The following is a 23292-nucleotide window of genomic DNA, read 5'->3' on the forward strand; positions in this document are numbered from 1 at the left end:
AAACCTGCAATAATAGCCGCTGTTAAAAGAGAAACTTTCTTCATGTTAAATTCCTATTTAGTCTCTAATAAGTTTTATTATTAATACGCTCTTGGCTCGTCGTATCTATAAATAGGCTAAATGATTATTAACAAAGCTATAAGTGCAGACAAATGGAATTATAGTTTCAGGAAATAGCTAATAGAATATATTTCCCGTGATGATCTTTACGGATAAATTAAATTATATTCGAAAACACGCTCTAAGTTACGTTCTATCGGTACTTGCGAGGGTATTATGTAATCTTGGGTAATATTATGTATTAAATGTAATATTATGTCGTACTATAAAGGTACGATGTTTATATAAAACTGAATGGTTAGATAATAACGTTTATACTTAAAAGTATGACGTAGTTAAAATAATTGGCAGTTACTAACAATATAGGGCTGGATAAGAAATGACCATAACATACTATTACGGCCATAATTTGAATGTTCTGTCAGAAAGTAGTGCTTAGGTTTGCGCAGTGTTAGCGCTGGGTTACTTCTAGCTTTCTAAACAATAGCGATAGTGAAAAGCAGAGTAAAAAGTAGCATAGGCCCACGATTAGCCAGATCTCAAATATCAATCCAGACGAATTAGCGATTTCAGTGCCAACAAATGTCATCTCTTGTATCGAAATCAGTGAAACAATCGAGGTGTCTTTGACTAAGGATATGGCTTGACCGGCTAAAGCGGGGCTTATAGCAGTAAGCACTTGAGGGGCAATAACGTCACGATATTGATGCCATGTAGACAAACCTAATGACTGACCAGCTTCCCACTGACCTTGTGGTATAGCGTTAAGCCCTGCTCTGACAATTTCAGCGACATAGGCGGAGGAAAGCAGCCCTATGCATATTACGCCGGATAGTAAGTTCTCCCACAGTGATTGAGGGCCGAATAAGAAGGATTGCCAGCCACTAATTTCACTACTACTACCACGAAGTAATTCAGATAACCCCAGTAATGGAATTAGCTGATTGGAAATGAAGAAATAGAAAATAAATATGAATACGAGTGGTGGAATATTCCTCACCAGCTGAATAAAGATATTTGCCGGAACCCGCAAAAACACCATATTTGAGTGCTTCGCTAGTCCAAGTAGGGTGCCTAGGGAAAGCGCCAACAGCATACCCCAAATACTAAGGCGTAATGTCGAGATGGCGCCTTGAACGAAGTAGGGCAGTCCACCATTGCTTGTGGGAGTAAACACCAACTCAAAAGCCTGAGACCATCGCCAATGGTAATTAATACCGATGGAAGAGCGATAGCCGAGCCACGCTAGTAGTACAACCAGCACGGTAAGAAGTACAAGATCTAAAGTGGATAAACGCCACTTCTTTTTCATTGCACTATTGCGATATTTACGGCCTGTTGAGTCGGTGTTCATCATAATATTTACTGTCCGCCGGCGATTTGATCTTGCCAATCAAGAGTAGAGAACCAGTACTCATAGCGATCTTTTAGCCAACCATCATCGGTACGAGCCTGAATCCACTGATCAAAGAATGCTTTTTTGTCCTCTTCACCCAAGCGCACTGCGAATGCCTCGTTACCTTTTGATAAACGCTCACTAAACGGAATAAACAGGGCATTGGCGTGTTTAATTGCTTCATGCTCTGGCTTAGGGCTAGATGCGATCACTGCATGCGCATTACCGTTGAGTACTTCTTGAAACGCTTGGGCATCATCGTCAAATTGTAAGACTTTAGCTTTAGGGAAGGTTTCACGAGCAACTTGAACCGTATAGGCGCCTCGTCTTGCCGCGATCTTAACTCGACGAGAATCGAAGTCTTCAATGGTCGAGAAGCCTTCCGCAAGTTTCTTACTGGCGGCAATTTGAACTCCTGAATGAGAGTAAGGTGCAGTAAAGAGAACACTCTCAGAACGCTCTGGTGTGATCGACATACCCCCGATGATTACATCAAATTTTTGCGCCAATAGAGCTGGAATAATGCCGTCCCACGCAGTTGGAACAAATTCTACTTTCCAGCCTGAGTCCTCTGCGAGGCGTTTAGCAACATCGATTTCAAAACCAATTAAATCACCTTGTTTGTCACGCATAGCCCATGGAACAAAGGTGGACATACCAACGCGTAGCGTGCCTCGTTCATTGATCTTGTCGAGGTTTGGAGTGTCACTGGCAGTGACACCTAGAGACACAGCCATACCAATAGCTGCGGTAGTGATGGCTCTAATTATATTTTTGAGTTTTCCTTGCATAGTCTGACTCCTTGATTGCGATTTAAGTTAAATCGATTGCGATTGGTTTAAGCGATGCTCCAACCAAGCGGATAAAGCTGATAACGTAAGTGTTAGTACTAAATAAATAGCGGCCACGGTAAACCAAATTTCAAAAGGCATGGCCGTTTCTGAAACGATGTTGCGACCCTCTGTGGTTAAATCGAAAATAGCCATAACGCTGACGATGGATGAGTTTTTTATTAGCGATACGATTTCATTGGTGAGTGGAGGGACAGTGCGTCTCACGACTTGAGGCAGTATCACATCGTAATAGGTGTAGAATCGCGACAAACCTACTGAGCGGCAGGCTTCAAATTGCCCTTTAGGGATGCTGTTTAAGCCTGCTCGCAATATCTCAGCTGTATAAGCACCTTGAAATAAAGCCAGCGCGAACACGGCAGTAGAAAAACGATCAAGACCTATAATTGGACCAAACACAAAGTAAAGCAGGTAGATTTGAACAAGTAGTGGTGTATTTCGAATCCCTTCGACATAACAATGAGCTATGCCACGACCAACGACTGAGTTTGATGTTTTAAGTAAGGCAGTAATGAGTCCAAACAACAAGGTGAAAACGAGCGCTAGTCCACTGACTTTGAGTGTTACGACAAGTCCTTCAAGCAGCTCAGCGGGCCACCACTGTCCATCTTCATAAAAGGCGAGGTAATCGGGTACGCGTTCCCATTGCCAGCGATAGCCCATCGCTTCAGCTCCGCTATCGAGCAGCCAAACAAGCGCAACAGTGACTAATGCGATCTGTAACAATGCCGATAGAACTGGCTTAATAATCTTTAATATCATCAGTGATTTAAGATCTTATCTAAGAAGGCTTTTGTTCTAGGGTGTTGCGGATTATCAAAAATCTGGCTCGGCGGAGCAGATTCTAGAATTTGTCCTTCATCCATAAAGATTACCCGGTCTGCCACACGTTTGGCGAAACCCATTTCATGAGTAACACAGAGCATGGTCATCCCTTCGTCTGCCAGTTCAACCATCACATTGAGCACTTCACTGATCATTTCAGGATCGAGCGCAGAAGTCGGTTCATCGAACAGCAATATGTCAGGCTTCATACAAAGAGAGCGCGCTATTGCCACCCTTTGCTGCTGACCACCGGATAGTTGAGAAGGGTACTTGTTCGCTTGCTCGGCGATTTTCACGCGCTCAAGCATTTCGAGTGCACGAGATGTGGCCTCTTTTTTAGATAGCTTGAGTGTGCGAATAGGCGACAGAGTGAGGTTTTCTAACACAGTAAGGTGTGGAAATAAATTGAAGTGCTGGAATACCATACCAACTTGTCCGGGCTTTATTCCAGTAGAGTTGATAGCTTGCCCCAATACTTGTATGTCACCATTATTGTATTGCTCTAATCCGTTAATGCAGCGGATTAATGTGGACTTTCCTGAGCCTGAAGGGCCGCAGATTACGACAATTTCACCTTGGAGGACTTCGAGGTTAATTGCTGAGAGAGCTTGGAATTCTCCAAACCATTTATCGACGTTGTTAAAGCTGACAGCGTTCACTTGGAACCCATTGTTTTTGTTATATGCGTCTACATTAGCAATATCGTTAAGCTATAACAAGCGATTGAGAAGTTAGTTGAATAATAAGTGTGTCAGAAGTGATTTCACACTTCTGACACCAGAAGGTTTAATGGTCTACTTGTCGAGGGAGCTCAGATAAAAACGCTTGAAAGCTGCTTTCTCGTACTTTTTCCAGAACAAAGCGAAGCTCTTCGATAAGGTCGGCCTTTGCCCAATCTATGCGGATGTCGATCGGTGCGAGATGCGCAAATTCAATGCGCAATGAAGCAGAAACTGTACCTCGTTTGTCTCCGCCCGCTGATAAGGCCGCTTCTAAAGCGCTAATAAGCGCATCGGGCAAAGTTGCTTCATAGTCTGGTTTATATTGAGGGGCCTCAATGTGCTCCAATACCGCTTGGGAATTTATGGCCGTTTGTTCAATAAATACTCGACTGAATTGCTCTAAGACTTGATGTCCCTCTAACATATTGCCAGCCACGGCAATAGTTGGATAGTTAAGGTGACCAATGTAGGCAATATTGTCGCTGCCATCTAACGCAGCGGATGCTCCGTTTTGGTCCATAACAAGACATTGTCGCTGACTATGTCCTGAGTCTAACGCAGTCAGTTCGTTGATAATATCTCTGGCGGAAGTACCTTGCTGTAATTTGTTTTTGGCAAAGTCTGCATACCAAGGATTGGTAAATAACCCTTGGGTAGCACATGCACCAACGGAGCGCCAAGAATGATTGACATATCCGCCAACGCAAGGACCACCGGTCGCAGTAATAGACGCGGAGGTTCCGGTTAATGGATTAAAATGTAATAGAGATATTGTCATAGTCTTTTGGAAATGGGAGGCGCAGTGCCTCCACTTATAATTGAAGTTAGTAGCCGATTAATTGGCCAATGAATAGTGCGACCCAGCTTAGTCCGTATACCATAAGCATGAATGGCATAATGGCTTTAAGCCATTGTTCGTAAGAAACTCGTCCCAATGCCAGCATAGCTAAAGTACCGCCCGATGTTGGAACAATTAGGTTGGTTAAACCATCGCCAACTTGGAAGGCAGTAATCATCAACTGACGACTCATTCCTACCAAATCAGCAACAGGAATTAGAATTGGCATAGTTACCATTGCTTGTCCTGAACCTGATGGTACAAACAAGTTGATAATACCTTGCACGACACTGGCTACGATCGCAGAGATGGCAATAGGCATATCTTGGATTAGAGAGCTCAGCGCATTAACGATGGTATCGATGATCTGTGCTTGATCTAGAATCACTTGAATGGATGCCGCGACACCGATTACCAAAGCACCTGCGGTTACACCTGATGCACCAACCATCATTTCTTTGACGATTTGGTTAGCATTCATTTTGTTGATGATACCGATAACGATCGCCATGAGCAGGAATAAACCTGCAATCTCATTGATGTACCAACCATTGGCGAAAACGCCGTAAAGCATCACGCCAAGGCCCGCAACAAAAGCAGCAAGCGTGAGCTTGTTCTCTCGATTCATCGAATATTCGCTAAGATCTTTCTTAAGACCGGTAGAGTCATCTTGCTCTACAAAGTCCATTTTGGTGACTTTCTTGCAGATAAAGAGTGAAAGAAGAGCCAGCGAGGCGATAACGAGAGCGGTACGCAGACCAGCGCCAGAGAAAGTAGGGAGTTCTGCAATACCTTGAGCAACACCTACGGTATATGGGTTAATAGGTGACAAAGCAAAACCGACACCGATACCACCTACTGCCATTACGGTGCCTACTAGACTTGAATAGCCGACTGCTGCGGAAATCAAAACAGCGACCGGGACCAACGCAATATTGTTTTCAAAACCAACCGCCACGCCGAAGAAACCATAAATAAACGTACCAATAGTGATTATTAGGTTACGGTTTTCTACTCCTACGCGATTTACTGCGACACCAATTGCATTTTCTAATGCACCGGAACGTTGCAGAATATGGAACAACCCACCAGCGATAAACACAATGAACAGGTAAGGTGCTGCACTAATCAAGCCTTTCGGAATGGCAACGAAAATATCGAAGAAATGTACCGATGGTGCATCTTGAAGGTACGTGAACGATTCCGGAACTACCGTTGTTCTTCCATCAACAACGGCTCTTTCAAATACGCCTGCTGGAACGATGAACGTGAGCAAGTAAGTTGCCACTAAAATGCCAAAAATTAAGACCATAGGGTCTGGCATTGACTTGTACCAGGGGCGTTTTGATGTTGTGTCAATCTGATTGGTCATTTCCATGTCCAATATTCTCCATAGTTTGATTCTAGGTTGATTCTTTACGTTTTTATATCGCTAGGCAGAATTCTTTTAGTACTTGTAAAGATGCTTGTAAGTCTTCCTGAGTAATCGCTTCGTCAGGATGATGACTTACGCCATCAGTGCATCGCATGAACAGCATTGCGATGTCGGTTAGAGAGCTGACCGCGAGGCCATCGTGACCAGCTCCACTGAATAAGGTTTTCGATTTAATACCACAAGTTTCGATAGCTTGAGTTAGCTTATCTGACAGGGCCTTTGAACATTGAACGGCTTGTTGCTCATAGGTCTGCGTATGGTCGTAACTGAGATTGAGTGCGTTAAGTTGTTGCTGAATTGACGCTAAAAATGTCGCTCTTGCGTTACGGCGCTTCTCATCAATAGGAGAGCGAAGTTCAACGGTAATATGCGTTTTCTGTGGGATGACGTTCACGCCGTTAGGGTAGTTTTCTATTTTTCCTATCACGCCAACGAGATCTCTATCACTTTTACACAGGGCGTCAAAAGTGCTGATTACACTTGCAGCGCCGACAAGAGAGTCTTGGCGGTTGTGCATTGGAACAGTACCAGCATGTCCCGCTTTGCCATGAATGGTTATGGTATGTCTTTCTATCCCAGTGATAGCGGATACAACACCGACTGGCAGTTGTTCGGCTTCAAGCTGTGGACCTTGTTCTATGTGCAGCTCAACAAAACCAATGACTTCTTCTGCGTCGTAGGCATCATTTTCTATTTGTTGTGTCTCACAACCAAAGTCGTGAAGTGCGTCTTGCAGCGATACCCCTTGTGGATCCTTAGCGTCGAGCATTGCAGGGTCGAAAATGCCGGAAATGGCTTTCGAGCCGAGTAGTGTTGATTGAAAGCGAGTGCCTTCTTCATCACTAAAGGCGATGACATCAATGTTGTACGGAAGTTGAATATCTTGCTGGTTCAGGTGGTGAACGAGAGCGAGTGGGGCAACGACTCCCAAAATTCCATCGTACTTACCACCATTAGGAACGGTGTCTTGATGTGAACCAAAGATGAGAGTCTTTGCGTCTGATTCCGCGCTGGCGTATCGGCCAATCAGGTTGGCGGCATTGTCCATTCTCACTGACATGCCTGATTCGATCATGTATTGCTTGAGTAGATTGATGGCCTCTTTATGTTCTTTTGTGGCACAAAGACGGGTTACGCCTTCTACATCAGGGTTGGTTGTCTCAGAACATTTTGCTAGTTGCTCAAGCCAATCCCAAGCTAGTGATGAAGTGGATGCAATGGTCATATTTATTCTCGTTTTTGATGCTGCGTTTACTTATTTATCATGATAAATTGGCAAAATACACTATTTATCATGATAAATGCAATCGATGTCGTCGGTTTTGTGAGTATGATTTGTAACGATATTGAGTGCTGATAACCGCGTGTTTTAAGGTAACTACTTCACCCAACAGGGAGTTTCAGTTACCGTAGACAGTGAAATCGAGTAAAAATAGAGGTGTCTTTTGACCGTCAAAAAACGACGAACTGAAAATGTAGCGTCAGCGATTAAAAAATGGATTGTGGAACAGAAGCTTCAACCAGGGGATAGACTTCCAAATGAAGTGGAAGTGATGGAAATGTTCGACGCCTCAAAAAGTACAGTACGCGAAGCGATGCGACTATTAGATGCACAGGGACTGTTGCAAACAAAAACGGGCCCCAAAGGTGGCGCTTTTGTTTCCGAAGTCTCTGAAGAAAAAGCACAGATGTTGCTGAGTAACTACCTATTCTTCAAGGAGACTTCAATTGAAGATTTGTATCAGCTGCGTCTCGCATTAGAGCCACAACTTGCCGCCAGTTTAGCGGGTAAACTGACGTCGAATCAGCTCGAAGAGCTAAAAGACCAAACCAAATTGTATGCTGAGCCACCTCGTGACATTTATGAAGAGCGAGAGCATCATTTAGCGTCGATTGAATTCCATCGTATTTTGGCAAGTTTTTCCTCCAATGAGTTATTAAAACTGGTTATTCGGTTTACTGCTCAAATGTTGTCAGATATGACAATCTACAAGAAGCTTTATGAGCCAGAAAATTACGATCTCTGGCGCACAGGTATAGATAGCCAACTTTCATTAATTGAGGCATTGAGAGTTGGTGATTCTGAAATGGCGTATAAAGTCATGCAGAAACATATGAAAACCGCGTTGAAACTAATGAAACTTCAAGAAGTTGAAATGGAGAATCGTTTTCTTGATGTAATTTAGGTCATAATGACTCAGGTGTGTTTTAATGTTGTGATTTTGGTCTAGGTCTAAATGACTGTTTTAATTGTGATTTTTGTGTTAAAAGTCTTTAATTACAATAAGATAAAAATTGGCACACGTTATGCTATAGAGACTTCAGGAATAATCAGCTTTGGCAAAGTACCAAGGCACGAATTAAAATACTGGAGTCCTCATTATGTTCTGTATTCAATGCGAACAAACTATTCAAACCCCTGTTGCTAAAGGGTGTTCTTATACTCAAGGTATGTGTGGCAAAACGTCTGAAGTTTCTGACCTACAAGACGTATTAGTGTATACCCTTCAAGGGGTTTCATTCTGGGCCGATCAGGGTCGTAAATTTGGTATCGTAGACCAAGAAATCGACCAATGGGCGCCTAGAGCATTCTTTTCTACACTAACTAACGTTAACTTCGACCCTGAACGCATCATCGAGCTTGCCAATCTGGCTGCAACATATAAAGCGCGTCTTCAAGAACAAGTTCAAGCTGCCTCTCTAGTACAAGGTATCGCGATTGATGAACTTTCTCCTGCTGCTCAGTTTGACTTACCAACTACAAAACAAGCGCTATTAGAATTTGCTCCGACTGCAGCGGTAAACCGTGGTCACGATAGTCTACATGAAGACGTGATTGGCCTTCGTTTACTCTGTCTCTATGGTCTTAAAGGTGCAGCCGCCTACCTTGAGCATGCTCGTGTGCTCTCTCAAAAAGACGAAGCGGTTTATGGTGAGTATCACCAAATTATGGCTTGGTTAGGCACTGACCCTGTCGATTTAGAGCCATTACTGAATACCTCGATGCAAATTGGTCTTATGAATTACAAGATCATGGAAATGCTAGATAAAGGTGAAACGGAAACCTTCGGTCACCCTGAGCCGACTCAAGTTAACGTTAAAACGGTAAAAGGCCACTGTATTCTAGTGTCTGGCCATGACCTTCATGACTTAGAGAAAATCCTTCAGCAAACAGAAAGAAAAGGCATTAACGTCTACACCAATGGTGAGATGCTCCCAGCTCACGCTTACCCAGAGCTTAAGAAGTACCCTCATTTAGTTGGTAACTATGGCAGCGCATGGCAGAACCAGCAAAAAGAGTTTGCCAACTTCCCTGGTGCGATTGTCATGACGTCGAACTGCTTGCTTAACCCTAATGTCGGTCAATACGCGGACCGTCTGTTCACGCGCAGCATTGTAGGTTGGCCAGGTGTGGCGCACATTGAAGGGGACGATTTCAGTCAAGTGATTGAATGTGCACTTGCGCAAGACGGCTTCCAGCACGACGAAATTGAACACATGATCACGGTTGGGTTTGGTCGCAATGCGCTAATGCAAGCAGCACCAGCAGTTGTCGAACAAGTGAAAGCGGGTGCAATCAAGCATTTCTTCTTGGTTGGTGGTTGTGATGGAGACAAGGCAGAGCGTAGTTACTACAGCGATTTTACAGCTCAAGCTCCGGAAGATAGTGTTATTCTGACGCTGGCGTGTGGCAAGTTCCGCTTCAACAAAAACCAGTTTGGTGACATCAATGGTATTCCTCGCCTATTGGATGTGGGTCAGTGCAATGACGCTTACTCTGCTATCCAATTGGCGTTAGCGCTTGCTGATGAGTTTGATTGTGACATTAACGAATTGCCACTGACTCTCGTCCTATCTTGGTTTGAGCAAAAAGCGATTGTCATCTTGTTGACACTCTTCGCTTTAGGCGTTAAAGGCATTTATACCGGTCCAACGGCTCCTGCATTCCTTACAGATAACCTGCTTAGCATCTTACAAGAGAAGTTTGATATGCGTGGTATTTCTACCGTAGAAAACGACTTAAAGACGATTTTGGCAGCGTAAAAAAAGGTACTAGAAATGGCGTTTAAGGCGCCATTTCTTACTCAGAGGAATGATGTAATGGCATGGTCCCAATCAGATACGATAGAGCTGACATGTACTAAAAAGTGGTTTGAAACACCAGATTCGGTATCGTTTGAACTTGCTTCAAAGTCTGGCGAGACTGAATTTCAGTTCAAACCGGGTCAATTCTCATCGCTTGGCTTTGATATTGACGGCAGTAAAGCGTATCGAGCTTATTCAATTAGTTCAGTACCGGGGAGTAAAACGCTTAAATTCACAGTGAAGCGCGTCGCAGGCGGTTTGGTGTCAAACCATATTGTTGAGCAGCTTGAAGTTGGTGCTCAGGTAGAAGCGTTAGCACCACTTGGTCATTTCAATAATATTGACTGTCAGCCCAAAAACAAAGTCCTAATGATCAGCGCGGGATGTGGTATCACACCTGTCATGTCCATGGTCGATCAGTGGCTTGTGGACGGTGCAGATGTCAATATCGAATTTCTCCATCTTGCGAAGAGCAAACAGGATGCAATTTACTTTGATAGGTTGGTTGAGCTTAACCAAACGGTCGATAACTTCGCACTAAAAATGTTGCTTGAAGACAATTCTGACACAGATTTTCCGCAAGGTTTGATAAATCTTGAATGGCTAACGTCGTTAATTCCTGACTTTCATGAACGCACCGTTTATTTGTGTGGTCCAACGGGCTTTATGGAGGTAGTCAAATCTTCCCTAGAGCAAGCCAACTTTGATATGTCGGAGTTCCATCAAGAAAGTTTTACGCCGACTGATGTTACGGTAGACATGGAAGAGGGCGTTGTAAAAGTAGCGGTGCCTGACTTTGGCGTTGAGCTTGATGCTGATAAGGGAACCTTGTTAATTGATGCCTTGGAGAAGGGAGGCGTGCCGGTTATTGCAGCTTGCCGCAGTGGTATTTGTGGTTCATGCAAATGTAAGGTGAAAGTTGGCCAAGTAGACTCTACCAGCTACGAAACGTTGACTGAAGAAGAGAAAGCTAATGGATTTGTGCTGGCTTGTTCCAGTACCATTAAATCGGATGTAGAAGTGAGCTTGAACTGACGGATTGTTGATAATTTGCACTGTTTTGGGAGGGCGTATCGACTAGTTCGAGCGCCCATTTTTTTAACGGGTTTTTATATCAACTCTAGGTATGACTTTTTGAGCAAGATGAACAAGACTGTGCTTGCTTGATCAACTGCTGGAAGTGAGCATCATCAAATGACTTTGAAGTGGGCTCCAAGTGAGATTGGGGACAAGGGTTGGTCACATAATGACTGGGACTCAATAAGGCATAGGCAGCGAGTAAGGCGATAGCAAGAGCGAAAAGACGTTTCATGGTAAATCAATATGAAATCAGTGATGAGTTACCATAACGAATGGCTTTTAGAAGGTCGTTTCTAAGAGTATTAATAATGATTAACTTAATCCTTAGTGTTACTCCATCATGTGCGGAAAGAAAACACGGGTTAGAATAACTATCACAGTGACTATCAGATACATAATATAGAGCGATTGCAGTCGGTTACTCGGATATCTGTGAACGTAAATCAGTCGAATATAGAAAATACAAACGGCTGCAATGAGCAGCAAGATAACCTCTATCAAGTTTCCTAAGCTTTGTGCACCTACGCCAAACACTGCCAGTACAGACCAAGCAGCGAAGACCATTAGAGGCAAAAACGCATCTCCCCAACTCAACGCCCCTTTGCGGTAGGCGTGAACCCCCCCCCGGAAAGGCGACTAAGTAGTACGCGCTTAGACAAAAGCAGAAAAAAACGACCAACACGGCTCCTCCAATTCATTGATAAATAAATTATTGCACAGGCGTATAGTTATATCTGTGGAGAAGTGTCATAGGTTTGTATGGAAGCAAGGGGAAGGAATGCGAGAAACAAAAGTGGTGAGTACAATTCGCGTTATATTTGCTCTATTGACTCACCAAGAACGGTTAGACTAATGCGCTCAGAGATTCTAGTGCAGATGCACGGTTTTCTGCGGCAGGTTCATCACCCATGTTTAGCGCTTCGGCGTAAATGAATTGCACATCTGTCATACCAAGGAAGCCTAAAATTGTAGCAAGATAGTCATTCATACTGTTGCGAGATGTATCTTTGTGAATGCCACCACGAGTGGTTAATACCACAACTTCTTTCTCTTGGATAAGACCAACAGGGCCTGTTTCAGTGTAGGTGAACGTTACTCCAGCACGAGCGATAAGATCAAAATAGTTCTTAAGCTGGGTTGGAATCATGAAGTTGTACATCGGTGCTGCAATAATCACTTTATTTGCGCTTTTGAGTTCCTCAATGAGGTCGTCTGAAAGTTTGACAATCTCTTGAAGCTCTGGCGCTAAGTCTTCGCTATTGCCGCGAAGGGCTGTCGCCACTTCCATGTTCAATACTGGCACTGGATTAGTGGCTAGGTCACGAATGATCACATCGGATTTACCCTCAATAGCCTGATCAATGATCTGATTTGATTGAGAGTAATCACCTAGAATGCTCGACTTTAGAACAAGAGTTTTAGACATATCGTTATCCTTTTATGGGGAAGTCACTTTCGCTTCCTAAACAATGCGTCCAGTCTAATCAGACGGAGCGTGACTGAAAAGTCACTAAATTTGAGTGAGAAGTTCGAAATAACTGAACAAGAAAATGCCCGCAATAAAAGTGGAACTACTTATGCAAGACAATTAGGAGCAATTGAATTTTTCATTACTTATTGGAGTTTAATTATGCCTAAATGGATAACATTTCTGATGGTGTTCGGGTTTATTGCCTTGGTTTTCATGAGCATTATTGCTTATTTCTTGGGGATGCAACTCATTGTTTATACGGCCTCTGAATGGAAAAACAGTTGGTTAGTTATTACTGGTCAGCTCGTTTGGTTCTTCTTCTGTTTGTCTTTGGCCATCAGCGTACTAGATAAGACCTTGAAAAAGTCAAAGATGCACTTTACTAGTGCATCCTGAGCCAAATTGGATCTGGCGTTCTTTTTATTGATAGAAAGTAGGGTAGTGCTGGCGATTTTTTCATTGCTTTACCCTTCTTCGTTCGACTGAGCCAAACGCATTTTGATATAGTCCAAAAATAGTTTGGTTCTCGTATGCTCATAATCCAATTTAGGATAATAGGCGTAGACGGTAGAGTCCAAAGCTTGAATCTCGGGAAGGACTCTAACTAAAGCGCCAGACTTGACGTCTTCTTTGATCATAATGTCGTTACTGATTAATACCCCCATCCCATTTTTGGCGGCATAAAATAATGCTTCTGGGTTAGTGGTCGCAAAATTTCCGGACAACATGACGCGTTGTGTTTTGGAGATCTTGTATTCTCGTTGTGGACGCTCACCCCAAATAAGAATGTTATGTTGTTTGAGCTCGTCAATAGATTGGGGAGCACCAAACTCTCTAATGTAGGAAGGCGCAGCATAAAAGCCGATTCGTTGCTCAAATAATGAAGTTTGTCTCATGCTAAGACTGTTGAGAGTTTCTAGCTCACGACTAATAAATACATCTAGGTTGGTATCTGGAAGCTGACCAGGAATTGTGGTGGTCAGCTGAATTCGAATGTCAGGATATTGCGTTAGAAAGTCGTTTAGATACTGAACCAAAAATTTGGAGCCGACGGCGATGGTTGCGCCAATTTTTAACAATCCTGCCGGAGTTTCATTGACCGAGCGAGTCTCGTCAATGATGGACTGAAACCTATCAAGAGAATCTTTTGAGCGTTGATAGAAAAGCGCACCTGCTTCTGTTTGGGTGACAGAGCGAGTGGTTCTTTTTAGAAGTTGGACACCGATACGTTCTTCAAGCCAGTGGACGCGTTTGCTGATGGCTGAACTAGTAGTATTAAGTCTTCTGGCTGCTCCATTGAAGCTGCCTTCCTCAACAACACGAATGTAAGTATTAATACACGATATCCAATCCATATGCGCTCCGAGATTGTTTCCTGTTAGGACGTATTCTGTTTCCTTTATAGTGTATTATCAATGATTCATACGCAATATAGAATGTGTGTATGAATAGAAAACACAATAAATCTTTTAATAAAACACCTATGTTGCTCGCGATGATGATCATCGCAACGGGTCAAGTGGGCGTGAGCATTTACTTACCTTCACTTCCACTTATTAGCGAAGCCCTATCAATTGGACATGCGGATGTTCAGATGCTCGTAACACTCTTTCTGGTTGGTTTCGGACTTTCTCAACTCTTTTATGGTCCTTTGTCCGATGCTATTGGCCGACGTCCGGTGTTTATCCTCGGTCAAGGAGTTTACCTAGTCGGAACACTGCTGTGTATTGCTTTGAATGAACACTTTAACGCGTTAGAAGTCGGTCGATTGCTTCAGGGACTCGGAGCTGGAAGTGCTTCCGTGTTGGGGCGAAGTGTACTTCGTGATAGCTATGACGGAAAACAGCTTACCAAGGCGCTGTCTTATATTTCGGTGACGGCTTCGGTTATGCCTATTATTGCCCCTGTCTTTGGTGGCTGGATTGCGTTTCACTTAAGCTGGGAAGCAGTGTTTGTTTTCGTCTTGGTATATTTGGTCGCTATCTTCACGCTTGGCTGGTTCATTTTGCCGGAAACCTTGCCTTATAAGCCTCGTAAATTCAAAGTGACAGAAGTGATCCATGGCTATTCAAAGTTAATTGTTAACCCTCAAGTGATTGGCAGCGCAAGTTATAACTGGATCAGTTACCTAGGTGCAGTTGTCTCTTTAAGTTTATTCCCATTCTTAATGCAGCATCAGCTTGGTTTAACTGCGGCAGAATATGGAACGATAATGATTATCCCGTCAGCAGGTCTTATGATGGGAAGCGTATCGCTCAATATCCTCAACCGGTATTTTTCTAACAACTGGATTTTGTTCCTCGCCATTACCATTATGTCGTTATCGGGTTTGTGGTTGTTAATGACTGAGATGACGGTATTTAACCTTGTGTTCGCTTTTACTTGGCTCACTGTTGCTCAAGGGTTGTCGTTTCCGATTTCCATCGCTTTGTTACTTGGTCCTCATAAAGAAAACGCGGGCGCGGTGTCGGCGTTATCCGGCTCAATTCAAATGGTGATAGCTGGTGTATTTGGTGGGTATTTGGTTGAACGCTGGGTAACAAGCCAAATGACGCTAGGAAGTTTCTATATTGCATCAGCCTTGTTGATGGCAGCCGTTCTTCTAATGAGCCAGATCAGACGCTATGCTGGTGGAACGAAACAAATGGACACTATTGATAGTTAATTGAATTATATCCTAGGTTATTCATCTGACTTACTACCCAGAGTGTCCGCTTGTTAACGTAATCTGACATCGGTGTCGGCTTAATTCGATAAGGGTTAGGCAGCACTACTGCGAGTTGAGCTGCTTGGACTTTACTTAATCTGTTGGCACTGATGCCAAAGTAATATTGACTGGCTGCTTCTACACCATAAATACCGGGGCCAAACTCGATAACGTTCAAATAAACTTCCATAATGCGCTCTTTACCCCAAATGACTTCGAGCAGTAAGGCAATATAAAGTTCATAAGCTTTTCGAATGTAAGTTTGGCTTGGAAATAAGAACACGTTTTTTGCGGTTTGTTGAGTAATTGTACTCGCTCCACGAGACGGGCTGCCACTCTCTGCCAAAACACTAAAAAGGGCTCCAAAATCCACACCAATATGATGAGGGAAATTCTGATCTTCTGACGCTATTACTGCGAGCGGCATGTTGGGGTTTATCTGAGATAGAGGAACCCATGTCTGGCGCGTTTGCGTTGGATACCCTTCCGGTGGAAATAGGGTACGAGCCACTTTCCATCCCCAAATTGGCGGATTAAGAAACTTAAGGAATACGACTAACAGAATCGGAACGCCGACTAATACCAAAATTAGATTGATGAGCAGCTTCTTTATCATAGGATTCATTAAGTTATTACTCGATTCGATATGGCAACAGTGTAGATTCTATTTGCTTTAGGTGCAAAACATGCTGTGAAGGAATTGATCTATTGATGAGTGCGTTATAGGGTGAACTAATGATGAAATCTGTCGTCAAAATACAAAATCTTACTCGAGAAAGGAAAGAGTATGTTAGTTAGAATTAGGCCTTATCTACTGGCTGCGTGTATTACCATCATCCCTCAAGCCTATGCTTCAGAAGTACCTCAGAAAGATAGTCAAAGTGTTGAAGAAGGAACTGAGGTAGCTAAAGAAAATGACCAAGCAGTTTCTGCTAACGAGAATAGTAGTAAATATGAAGCTACGTTAAACAAATTCAAGCAAGCCGACGCAACGCATCCATTTTTCAAAGATGCGTATGGTTATGCGGTATTTCCAACCGTTGGTAAGGGTGGTTTTGGAATTGGAGGGTCCTACGGTGAAGGGCAAGTGTATCGCCAAGGCGTTCACGTTGGTGATTCAACGTTAGCGCAGCTCAGCATTGGACTTCAATTAGGCGCACAGGCCTATAGCGAAATCATTTTCTTCGAAAGCAAAGCCGACTATTACTCTTTTACAAGCGGCAGTTTTGAATTTGGTGCTCAGGCATCTGCTGTTGCTTTAACGGTGGGCGCAAGTGCACAAGCTGGGTCAACAGGTGTTGGGGCACAGGCTGGAGACAACCAAACTAAAGCGAATTACATTAACGGCATGGCAGTATTTACCATGACTAAGGGTGGATTAATGTATGAAGCCTCGATCGGTGGTCAAGGTTTCTCATTTGCACCAAACAATAACTACGACGGTAACTAAGTCCATTATCCCTTTCAGCTTAACTACTGGTTGAAGGGGAACCTCAATTCGCGGTTAGATTCTCCGCCCCTCTCAACATAGCTTCAATCAATTCACCTGCATTGAACTTAACTAGTGCTTCGTGGGCGCCAACTTGATGAGCGCGTTCCGTGCACATTTCGCTTGAAAGCGAGGTGTGTAAGATACGGTAGGCGTGACTGAGCATTTGGTCATTTTGAACTTCGAAAGCCAGTTCATAACCATCGAGCCCGGGCATTTCAATGTCACTGACTAATATGTCGATGGCATCATTTTGCTTTGCTTTATTGCGCATAAACTCAAGGGCGCTATTGCCGTCTCGACAGATATCGAAAGGAATATTGATATTGTTAAGCGCATCACCTAGCTGTTTGCGTGCGATGGAAGAGTCGTCAACCAGTAGAATGTTAAGTGATTTGATTCTCTCGCGCTGGACGTCGGTTAACATTGGGATCTTGGTATCGGCATACTGTGGGTAGATTTTGGATAGTAGCAGCTCTACGTCTAACAGCTGAACTATATGATCTTCAAATCGAGTGACGCCAGTAACAAATACATTTCTACCTGCGCTATCGGGAGCTGGCTCAATGGACTTCCAGTCGCACTCGATGATTTTATCAATATCTCGAACCATAAACGCCACAACGGTTCTCAGGCAATCGGTAACCACTAAGTAGGTGTTGTTGTATTCCTCTGGTGCGATAGGTCTAAAACCAATTGCAGCTGCCATATCAATAACGGGGACGGTCAGGCCTCGAATGCTGACAGTGCCAACGACATGTTGATGAGAGTAGGGAATTTGCGTAGTGGGTAAGAAAGGAACGATTTCTCGCACTTTTAGCGTGCCAATGGCAAAACGTTGCTTTTGCAAGTTGAGGGTAAACAGTAACATGCCCTGTGATTGGTTCGCTTTACTGATGCTAGTATTCATTTGAGTTCTTACTCTATAAGCCAATAGATTGATTTTATAAACTTTATTATCAAAAGTTAATGCGGCCGGGAAAGAAAAAAGTTTAGTCGCTTGAAAAGTAAACGTGATTTGTATCTCATTTTCTATTACACTCTGCGCATTCCATCATCCCATAGACGCTAAAAAGGGTAGACAACTAATGGCAAGAACTGCGGCAGCACTTCACATTTTGGTGAAACATAAAGAACAAGCTGAAGATATCATCAAACAGCTGAAAAAAGGCGCTAAGTTTCAGACTCTTGCTAAAAAGTACTCCACTTGCCCTTCAGGTAAAAAAGGCGGCGACTTAGGTGAATTTCGTAAGGGACAGATGGTGCCTCAATTTGACAAAGTTTGTTTTAGTGGTGAAACGCTTGTTCCCCATTTAGTGAAGACTAAGTTTGGTTGGCATGTCGTCAAAGTCTTATATTATAATTAATAACCTTTTTGTTATCTTCGTCATATCTTGTTTGGGCAGGTTGTTTAAAATTAATCCTGTCTAAACAAGGAGTTAGTAATGGCAACTGCATATCTATACATTCGTTTCTCTAGTAAACGACAAGAGTTGGGCGACTCTGTTAAACGCCAAATCGAAAGGGCAGAGCATTTCTGTCGTTATAACAATCTTGAATTATCTACTCAATCATTTGAAGACCTTGGCATTTCTGCGTTTAAAGAAGGTGGTAAAAGACCTGCATTAGCAGATTTAATCGATTGCGTTAAGAGTGGCAAAATCGAAGAAGGCTCGTACATTTTATTCGAAGATACTGACCGTCTGTCTCGTAGAGGTTTCAAAACTGCACTGGATTTAACACACGAGCTGGTGGAATGTGGTGTCTTTATGGTGACCATGGGCAATGGTCAAATCTATGATAAACAAAATATTCAAAATCTATCCAGCACACTTCCACTGTTATTAGACGCTGATAGGGCACATTTAGAGTCTCAACGTAAATCAGTTCTTATCAAATCAGCTAAACGTTCAATACGTGAATCTAGAGTTATCAAAGGCAAACAGCCATTCTGGATTACAATCGAAGATGGTGTCCCAGTACTCAATGATAAAGCTGAAGTAGCAGTAAAAATGATTGACTATCGTTTAGAGGGATTCAGTGCACAGAAGATTGCTAAACTTCTAAATCAAGAAGGGTACAAATCACCTACAGGTAAACAAATCGGTGCAGCACTTGTAAAGATTTCAATCGCTAACAGTGCATTGTATGGTGCAAAGACATATTTCGATAGCACAAACGGAATGAAAGTAATCGAGATTGTAGAAGATTTGTACCCACCGCTTTGCACCAAACTCGTATGGAACTCTCTTCAGTACAACAAAGGCACAAACCAACGTGGAAGAACTTCTAAACAAGCACCGTTTAGCAAACTGTTTAAATGCTGGAAATGTGGCTCCGCTTTAACAACAAGAAGTGCTACTCGTAATAATAAAAAGTATTCATACAGAAGATGTATCGGAAGTTTAGAAGGGCGTTGCGACCAATCAAACAATTATCGTGACGTAGACCAAATCATGCTTGAGCAGTTGAGCCACTTGCAATACAAGAAAATGACACATAAGCACACCGAGTGCGACGACGTGTCTTTGTATCAAGATAAAATGGTTTCCTTAAACCAAGCAAAAGAACTCTTGCTGAGTAATCCCGTTGCACTAGCAGGCATATATGAAGATATTGTTAAGACACAACAATTGTTAGAAGAGGCTATTGCTAAAAGAGACACATTATCTAATCAGCCAAATGAAGTGGATTTCGAGTACATTGCAAACCTCCAAGACACTTCACAACAGAACCAACTATTGCGTCGTATTATCGATAAAATCACATTCAAGAAATTGAGTAAGTGGAATTGCCGTGCAGAAGTATTCTTTAAGAATGGACACAAGATTAGCTTCGTTATTAAGTATGGTTGGTATGATTACGACGTAGTATTCAAATCTGATACTGCTAAAGTTGGCAAGTGGATTGAAACACATGCAGCACTTGAGGCATGGGAAGTCAATTAAGGAATATGATTATATTGACAAAATAATTTCGTGCTACAGCTGTTGTCTGGTGTGCTCTGGTAAGTATAATAGTCGCGTTGAGTGGTTAAGGAGGGTGTATCGAAAGATACGATAAATTAACCAACCAAGATTTTACTTATGAATATCGAAAATACTGCCGCTCAACGAAATCTAACAATCACTACTGAAACAGAATCAACATATGTGCTAGTTGGAAACTTGCTAGACCTCATGGGTGTCGATTATGAAGAACACAGTCGTAACGAGTTTGCTTACTTCTGCGTTTCTAGTAACGAGATTCTGGTATGCGAAATGTTAACGTACATAGACGTTATCGAAGAGATTGAATGTCAGCTAAATCACGACTCGTTAACCATCGAGCTAATGATAACATTAGGGTGGGAGCATGAGGACGGCTTGACCCAATACTTTGCTGATAATAAAGACGGTTTAGCAGCGGTTGCTGGATTGTAAGAGGACCCTTCGGGGTCCTTTTCTCGTTTAAGTGCTTGAAAATACTTGAAAAACTTTGCAAAAAAAGCGTTTACGCAACTAAGTGCATATTTTATTATTACTCCATCAACTAATGAAGGAGTTACCAAAATGTCTAACAAAACAAACACACAACTAGTAATCGAGTACGCAGAAACAGTAGTTACTTTCACAGCAGCACAAGCAGCAGAAGCAACTGGTCTAGAAAACAAGCAAGTAATGAATGCAATTGGTACGCTTAAAAAGATGGGTGAGCTAGAGAGCACAGACCGTGGCGTTTATGCTCAAGTGATTAAAGACGAGCCTGAAGAAGAGCAAGAGCAAGAAGAACACAAACAAATCGTCATGGGTTCTCATTATCAAGCAGTTAAACCATGCACAATCGAAGATAAACCAGCTAAGAAATCTGTTGCTTCAGTTATCAAGCCTTCTGGCGATTTCGCGGGTCTTAAAGGTGCTACTGTTATCGAGCTTGATGAAGAGCAAATGAAAGAGTTCTTCACGATGGTTAACGAGCATAATCAGCATGGTTCATTACCAACATGGTCTGAAGGCGTTTGGCGTCGTAATCAAGCAATCTTTATCGATACTGATGGTGTACTACGTTATGTTGGTGTACTTGTAAACAGCTCTAAAGCAGCATGGTTTGAAGAACGTAATCACCACACAGAGCTACACAATTCATACGAAGCGAAGAATGCTAACTGGTGGCGCTTGTATGCAAATGGTGAGCCTTCTAAGAAGACATTCCCTCGTGGCTCTATCGATGCAATCATTGAAGGTGAGCTACCTAAAGACATGGACAAATTGCAAGAAATGCTAGTGAATCTTTAATCACCGTACGTGAAATGCGTATCAGATTGAATAGATACATACACAACAAGACACGAGCCAGCCCGTCATAAATACCTCAGACAATTAATCTGAGGTATTTTTATGTACATTCCAAAGCACTTCAAACCACAAGAGTTTGTATCACCGTCGATTTATTCTAAACGTGGCGTTAAATCGCTTGAGTTAATGGACGAGCGTATCCTACGTACAATTGACGATTTACGTGTAAACTTAGGTAAACCTATTACGGTTAACAACTGGTTATGGAATGGTCAAAGAAAGCAAAGTGGCTATCGTGACCAATCATTCTATTCTACTGACTCTGAATACGCATCTTCATTATCACAACACAAGTACGGGCGTGCCTTAGATTTCCTTGTAAAGGGAATGAGTGCACCAGACGTGCGCCGTCATATTCTAGAGAACAAGCATTTATATCCATATATCACGTTTATCGAAGTAGATATCGAGTGGTGTCATATCGACTGCCGCAATGGTGAGCTTCGTTGCTGGAGCCCTAGCAAGGGATTTGTTTCTGAAGAGCGTGTACTAAAGGACAACTTATAACCACTTGAACACATGCGCTCAAATAAGCGTTCTATTGCTAGCACCCATGAATATAATAACACTATCAACTGGTAAGTTATTGAAATTAAGAGATATTATGAAAACTGCTGTTATTAAAAATGCAATGTGGATGAACAAAGTTATCGAAGGCGAGTACGAGGTACAGAAACCTTGGTTCCCAGTAGAGAGTGGTCCACGCGATGGTAAAATGAACATTTTTATTCATGGCGGTGCAAAGCAGATTTGGGTTAACGAAGAAGACATTACGTACTCAAATGAGCCAATCAAGCCTATCAAGAAAATGACAGATGAAGAGATTCTTGAAAAGATTGAAAAACGTTTCGATGTAATGGGCAAGATGACGAATGGTGTGATTGCAGGTGTTATACGCTCTTTGATTATCTCTGGCGCACCAGGCATTGGTAAGACTTACAATCTTGAAAAACGTTTAAACACAGCTGCTGAAGCTGGTCGAATCAACTTTGAAATGGTTAAGGGTAAAATCAGCCCGATTGGCTTATATATGAAATTATGGGAGATGAGAGACCAGCAATCAGTGCTTGTATTGGATGATGTGGATGTCTTCGGAAATGAAGATACTCTAAACGTGTTGAAAGCTGCACTAGACACTGGTGAGAAACGCACAATCTCTTGGTCAACTGCAAGTAGCTGGCTAGAAGAAAAAGACATTCCTAACTCATTCGAATACGAAGGCACATGCGTTTTCATTACTAACACTGATATCGATAAAGAACTTGCTCGTGGTTCAAAGAATGCTCCGCATTTGGACGCACTGGTATCACGTTCGATTTATCTTGACCTAGCAGTTCATAGCAATCGCGACATTATGATTTGGGTGGAGAAGGTAATTTCTTCTACTGATATGTTGTCTAACAAAGGTTTGGATAACATGCAGCAAGCAAATCTAGTGCAATGGATGAAAGAGAACGTTGACCGTCTGCGTAACGTAAGCCTACGAACTGCACTTTATATCGCAGATTTCATTATTACTGACCCAGAGAACTGGCACTCAATCTCTGAAGTAACAATGTTACGACCACATTAATCACCGTACGTAAAAAATCAGGAAGGGGTGTGTATAAACCCCTTCAAAATTGACGAGTAATATTATGAACACTTTTGAAATTATTTTGAATTCATTTGAAACTGCTGAAACTGAAGATGCAGTTATTGAAAAGTTTGACGTTGTTAGCAGTGAATATGAAGAAGAGAATTTTCTAAATCATGGCTTGCGAATTATTGTGAATACAGTGCACACCGAGGAAGAGGTAATTAATATTCTTTCGGGTATTTGCGAGCATTCATTTGCAGTACAAGACCCAGAAAGCCCTACTCAACACGAAGCGTGTTTATAATCACCCAGCGTAAAATGTGAGACAAAATTAAAGGGGTTATAAACCCCTTTTTTAATGCGTGTTAGTCCAGATGCGGAAATAGTTTTGCATCTTTAGCGGCTTTGTTGCCGAATTC

The 23292-nt window shown here is 42.5% G+C and carries 25 protein-coding genes; 13 read left to right on the forward strand and 12 right to left on the reverse strand.

What is annotated here, in order from left to right; genetic code table 11:
• Window positions 1-511: 511 nt before the first annotated feature.
• The 7 genes from HW45_RS03865 to HW45_RS03895 all read right to left on the reverse strand — a co-directional run bounded on the left by HW45_RS03865 (window position 512) and on the right by HW45_RS03895 (window position 7352).
• Window positions 512-1414 carry an amino acid ABC transporter permease gene (locus HW45_RS03865; protein WP_081875757.1) on the reverse strand — a complete coding sequence of 301 codons (903 nt, stop codon included), beginning with the start codon at window positions 1412-1414 and terminating at the stop codon, window positions 512-514.
• A gap of 8 nt (window positions 1415-1422) precedes the next feature.
• Window positions 1423-2193 carry a transporter substrate-binding domain-containing protein gene (locus tag HW45_RS03870; RefSeq protein ID WP_443083032.1) on the reverse strand — a complete coding sequence of 257 codons (771 nt, stop codon included), beginning with the start codon at window positions 2191-2193 and terminating at the stop codon, window positions 1423-1425.
• 81 nt (window positions 2194-2274) lie between these two features.
• Window positions 2275-3069 (reverse strand): amino acid ABC transporter permease, encoded by a 795-nt coding sequence (locus tag HW45_RS03875; RefSeq protein WP_038224955.1) that lies wholly within the window; start codon window positions 3067-3069, stop codon window positions 2275-2277.
• Window positions 3069-3791: an amino acid ABC transporter ATP-binding protein gene (locus tag HW45_RS03880; protein ID WP_038224957.1), complete on the reverse strand. Its 723-nt coding sequence runs from the start codon at window positions 3789-3791 to the stop codon at window positions 3069-3071. Before HW45_RS03880 ends, HW45_RS03875 begins: the two co-directional genes overlap by 1 nt.
• A gap of 127 nt (window positions 3792-3918) precedes the next feature.
• Window positions 3919-4632 (reverse strand): DUF1028 domain-containing protein, encoded by a 714-nt coding sequence (locus HW45_RS03885; protein WP_038224959.1) that lies wholly within the window; start codon window positions 4630-4632, stop codon window positions 3919-3921.
• 46 nt (window positions 4633-4678) lie between these two features.
• A complete protein-coding gene (locus HW45_RS03890; protein WP_038224961.1) occupies window positions 4679-6070 on the reverse strand; it encodes a YfcC family protein in 1392 nt (463 codons plus the stop codon).
• A 46-nt stretch (window positions 6071-6116) separates the two neighbouring features.
• Complete coding sequence (locus HW45_RS03895; protein WP_038224963.1) at window positions 6117-7352, reverse strand: M20 family metallo-hydrolase; 1236 nt, start codon at window positions 7350-7352, stop codon at window positions 6117-6119.
• A gap of 220 nt (window positions 7353-7572) precedes the next feature.
• On the opposite strand from HW45_RS03895, the gene HW45_RS03900 reads away from it, so the two are divergent.
• From HW45_RS03900 to HW45_RS03910, 3 genes are all read left to right on the forward strand, one after another.
• Window positions 7573-8313 (forward strand): FadR/GntR family transcriptional regulator, encoded by a 741-nt coding sequence (locus tag HW45_RS03900; RefSeq protein ID WP_038224965.1) that lies wholly within the window; start codon window positions 7573-7575, stop codon window positions 8311-8313.
• Window positions 8314-8509: 196 nt separating this feature from the next.
• Window positions 8510-10171 carry a hydroxylamine reductase gene (gene hcp / locus HW45_RS03905; protein WP_038224967.1) on the forward strand — a complete coding sequence of 554 codons (1662 nt, stop codon included), beginning with the start codon at window positions 8510-8512 and terminating at the stop codon, window positions 10169-10171.
• 57 nt (window positions 10172-10228) lie between these two features.
• Complete coding sequence (locus HW45_RS03910; RefSeq protein WP_038224996.1) at window positions 10229-11248, forward strand: hybrid-cluster NAD(P)-dependent oxidoreductase; 1020 nt, start codon at window positions 10229-10231, stop codon at window positions 11246-11248.
• 375 nt (window positions 11249-11623) lie between these two features.
• Here the strand turns inward: HW45_RS03910 and HW45_RS29870 are convergent, their stop codons facing one another.
• Both HW45_RS29870 and HW45_RS03920 read right to left on the reverse strand, forming a co-directional pair.
• On the reverse strand, window positions 11624-11866 hold the full coding sequence (locus tag HW45_RS29870) for a hypothetical protein (RefSeq protein ID WP_152559616.1): 243 nt from the start codon (window positions 11864-11866) through the stop codon (window positions 11624-11626).
• 271 nt (window positions 11867-12137) lie between these two features.
• Window positions 12138-12719: an FMN-dependent NADH-azoreductase gene (locus HW45_RS03920; RefSeq protein ID WP_038224970.1), complete on the reverse strand. Its 582-nt coding sequence runs from the start codon at window positions 12717-12719 to the stop codon at window positions 12138-12140.
• A gap of 204 nt (window positions 12720-12923) precedes the next feature.
• Here HW45_RS03920 and HW45_RS29230 point away from each other — a divergent pair, with 204 nt between their 5' ends.
• On the forward strand, window positions 12924-13160 hold the full coding sequence (locus tag HW45_RS29230) for a hypothetical protein (RefSeq protein WP_152559617.1): 237 nt from the start codon (window positions 12924-12926) through the stop codon (window positions 13158-13160).
• Between the two features lie 68 nt (window positions 13161-13228).
• On the opposite strand, the gene HW45_RS03930 is transcribed toward HW45_RS29230, so the two are convergent.
• Window positions 13229-14119, reverse strand: coding sequence for a LysR family transcriptional regulator (locus HW45_RS03930; RefSeq protein ID WP_038224974.1), 891 nt, complete (start codon window positions 14117-14119; stop codon window positions 13229-13231).
• An 89-nt stretch (window positions 14120-14208) separates the two neighbouring features.
• Here HW45_RS03930 and HW45_RS03935 point away from each other — a divergent pair, with 89 nt between their 5' ends.
• The gene (locus HW45_RS03935) at window positions 14209-15429 is read left to right on the forward strand and encodes a multidrug effflux MFS transporter (protein WP_038224976.1); all 1221 of its coding nucleotides are present in this window, start codon (window positions 14209-14211) and stop codon (window positions 15427-15429) included.
• Here HW45_RS03935 and mtgA read toward each other — a convergent pair.
• On the reverse strand, window positions 15416-16096 hold the full coding sequence (mtgA, locus tag HW45_RS03940; RefSeq protein ID WP_038224978.1) for a monofunctional biosynthetic peptidoglycan transglycosylase: 681 nt from the start codon (window positions 16094-16096) through the stop codon (window positions 15416-15418). The two genes, HW45_RS03935 and mtgA, sit on opposite strands and share 14 nt — an antisense overlap.
• A 162-nt stretch (window positions 16097-16258) precedes the next feature.
• On the opposite strand from mtgA, the gene HW45_RS03945 reads away from it, so the two are divergent.
• Entirely contained in the window at window positions 16259-16921 is a 663-nt protein-coding gene (locus tag HW45_RS03945; RefSeq protein ID WP_038224980.1) for a YSC84-related protein, read from the forward strand.
• 43 nt (window positions 16922-16964) lie between these two features.
• On the opposite strand, the gene HW45_RS03950 is transcribed toward HW45_RS03945, so the two are convergent.
• Entirely contained in the window at window positions 16965-17870 is a 906-nt protein-coding gene (locus HW45_RS03950) for a chemotaxis protein (protein ID WP_038224982.1), read from the reverse strand.
• 178 nt (window positions 17871-18048) lie between these two features.
• Between HW45_RS03950 and ppiC the strand changes: the two genes are divergently transcribed.
• From ppiC to HW45_RS03985, 7 genes are all read left to right on the forward strand, one after another.
• Window positions 18049-18327 carry a peptidylprolyl isomerase PpiC gene (gene ppiC / locus HW45_RS03955; protein ID WP_038224983.1) on the forward strand — a complete coding sequence of 93 codons (279 nt, stop codon included), beginning with the start codon at window positions 18049-18051 and terminating at the stop codon, window positions 18325-18327.
• Window positions 18328-18405: 78 nt separating this feature from the next.
• On the forward strand, window positions 18406-19908 hold the full coding sequence (locus HW45_RS03960; RefSeq protein ID WP_051867741.1) for a recombinase family protein: 1503 nt from the start codon (window positions 18406-18408) through the stop codon (window positions 19906-19908).
• A 138-nt stretch (window positions 19909-20046) separates the two neighbouring features.
• Window positions 20047-20382, forward strand: a complete 336-nt coding sequence (locus HW45_RS03965) for a hypothetical protein (RefSeq protein ID WP_038224984.1) — start codon at window positions 20047-20049, stop codon at window positions 20380-20382.
• A 129-nt stretch (window positions 20383-20511) separates the two neighbouring features.
• On the forward strand, window positions 20512-21234 hold the full coding sequence (locus HW45_RS03970; RefSeq protein ID WP_038224985.1) for a hypothetical protein: 723 nt from the start codon (window positions 20512-20514) through the stop codon (window positions 21232-21234).
• Window positions 21235-21336: 102 nt separating this feature from the next.
• Entirely contained in the window at window positions 21337-21801 is a 465-nt protein-coding gene (locus HW45_RS03975; protein WP_038224987.1) for a D-Ala-D-Ala carboxypeptidase family metallohydrolase, read from the forward strand.
• Between the two features lie 97 nt (window positions 21802-21898).
• A complete protein-coding gene (locus HW45_RS03980) occupies window positions 21899-22867 on the forward strand; it encodes a hypothetical protein (RefSeq protein WP_038224989.1) in 969 nt (322 codons plus the stop codon).
• A 64-nt stretch (window positions 22868-22931) separates the two neighbouring features.
• Window positions 22932-23177, forward strand: coding sequence for a hypothetical protein (locus tag HW45_RS03985; protein WP_038224991.1), 246 nt, complete (start codon window positions 22932-22934; stop codon window positions 23175-23177).
• Window positions 23178-23292 lie beyond the last annotated feature (115 nt).

The sequence above is a fragment of the Vibrio sp. ER1A genome (genome assembly GCF_000733315.1).
Classification (GTDB): domain Bacteria; phylum Pseudomonadota; class Gammaproteobacteria; order Enterobacterales; family Vibrionaceae; genus Vibrio; species Vibrio mediterranei.

What these genes read in the sequence shown, in the direction of transcription:
- hcp (WP_038224967.1), top strand. Translation starts at nt 8,510, where the DNA reads ATGTTCTGTATTCAATGCGAACAAACTATTCAAACCCCTGTTGCTAAA.
- ppiC (WP_038224983.1), top strand. Translation starts at nt 18,049, where the DNA reads ATGGCAAGAACTGCGGCAGCACTTCACATTTTGGTGAAACATAAAGAA.
- HW45_RS03870 (WP_443083032.1), bottom strand. Translation starts at nt 2,193, where the DNA reads ATGGCTGTGTCTCTAGGTGTCACTGCCAGTGACACTCCAAACCTCGAC.
- HW45_RS03865 (WP_081875757.1), bottom strand. Translation starts at nt 1,414, where the DNA reads ATGAACACCGACTCAACAGGCCGTAAATATCGCAATAGTGCAATGAAA.
- HW45_RS03975 (WP_038224987.1), top strand. Translation starts at nt 21,337, where the DNA reads ATGTACATTCCAAAGCACTTCAAACCACAAGAGTTTGTATCACCGTCG.
- HW45_RS03930 (WP_038224974.1), bottom strand. Translation starts at nt 14,119, where the DNA reads ATGGATTGGATATCGTGTATTAATACTTACATTCGTGTTGTTGAGGAA.
- HW45_RS03965 (WP_038224984.1), top strand. Translation starts at nt 20,047, where the DNA reads ATGAATATCGAAAATACTGCCGCTCAACGAAATCTAACAATCACTACT.
- HW45_RS03985 (WP_038224991.1), top strand. Translation starts at nt 22,932, where the DNA reads ATGAACACTTTTGAAATTATTTTGAATTCATTTGAAACTGCTGAAACT.
- HW45_RS03895 (WP_038224963.1), bottom strand. Translation starts at nt 7,352, where the DNA reads ATGACCATTGCATCCACTTCATCACTAGCTTGGGATTGGCTTGAGCAA.
- HW45_RS03920 (WP_038224970.1), bottom strand. Translation starts at nt 12,719, where the DNA reads ATGTCTAAAACTCTTGTTCTAAAGTCGAGCATTCTAGGTGATTACTCT.
- HW45_RS03935 (WP_038224976.1), top strand. Translation starts at nt 14,209, where the DNA reads ATGAATAGAAAACACAATAAATCTTTTAATAAAACACCTATGTTGCTC.
- mtgA (WP_038224978.1), bottom strand. Translation starts at nt 16,096, where the DNA reads ATGAATCCTATGATAAAGAAGCTGCTCATCAATCTAATTTTGGTATTA.
- HW45_RS03910 (WP_038224996.1), top strand. Translation starts at nt 10,229, where the DNA reads ATGGCATGGTCCCAATCAGATACGATAGAGCTGACATGTACTAAAAAG.
- HW45_RS03885 (WP_038224959.1), bottom strand. Translation starts at nt 4,632, where the DNA reads ATGACAATATCTCTATTACATTTTAATCCATTAACCGGAACCTCCGCG.
- HW45_RS03890 (WP_038224961.1), bottom strand. Translation starts at nt 6,070, where the DNA reads ATGGAAATGACCAATCAGATTGACACAACATCAAAACGCCCCTGGTAC.
- HW45_RS03970 (WP_038224985.1), top strand. Translation starts at nt 20,512, where the DNA reads ATGTCTAACAAAACAAACACACAACTAGTAATCGAGTACGCAGAAACA.
- HW45_RS03875 (WP_038224955.1), bottom strand. Translation starts at nt 3,069, where the DNA reads ATGATATTAAAGATTATTAAGCCAGTTCTATCGGCATTGTTACAGATC.
- HW45_RS03960 (WP_051867741.1), top strand. Translation starts at nt 18,406, where the DNA reads ATGGCAACTGCATATCTATACATTCGTTTCTCTAGTAAACGACAAGAG.
- HW45_RS03945 (WP_038224980.1), top strand. Translation starts at nt 16,259, where the DNA reads ATGTTAGTTAGAATTAGGCCTTATCTACTGGCTGCGTGTATTACCATC.
- HW45_RS03980 (WP_038224989.1), top strand. Translation starts at nt 21,899, where the DNA reads ATGAAAACTGCTGTTATTAAAAATGCAATGTGGATGAACAAAGTTATC.
- HW45_RS03950 (WP_038224982.1), bottom strand. Translation starts at nt 17,870, where the DNA reads ATGAATACTAGCATCAGTAAAGCGAACCAATCACAGGGCATGTTACTG.
- HW45_RS29230 (WP_152559617.1), top strand. Translation starts at nt 12,924, where the DNA reads ATGCCTAAATGGATAACATTTCTGATGGTGTTCGGGTTTATTGCCTTG.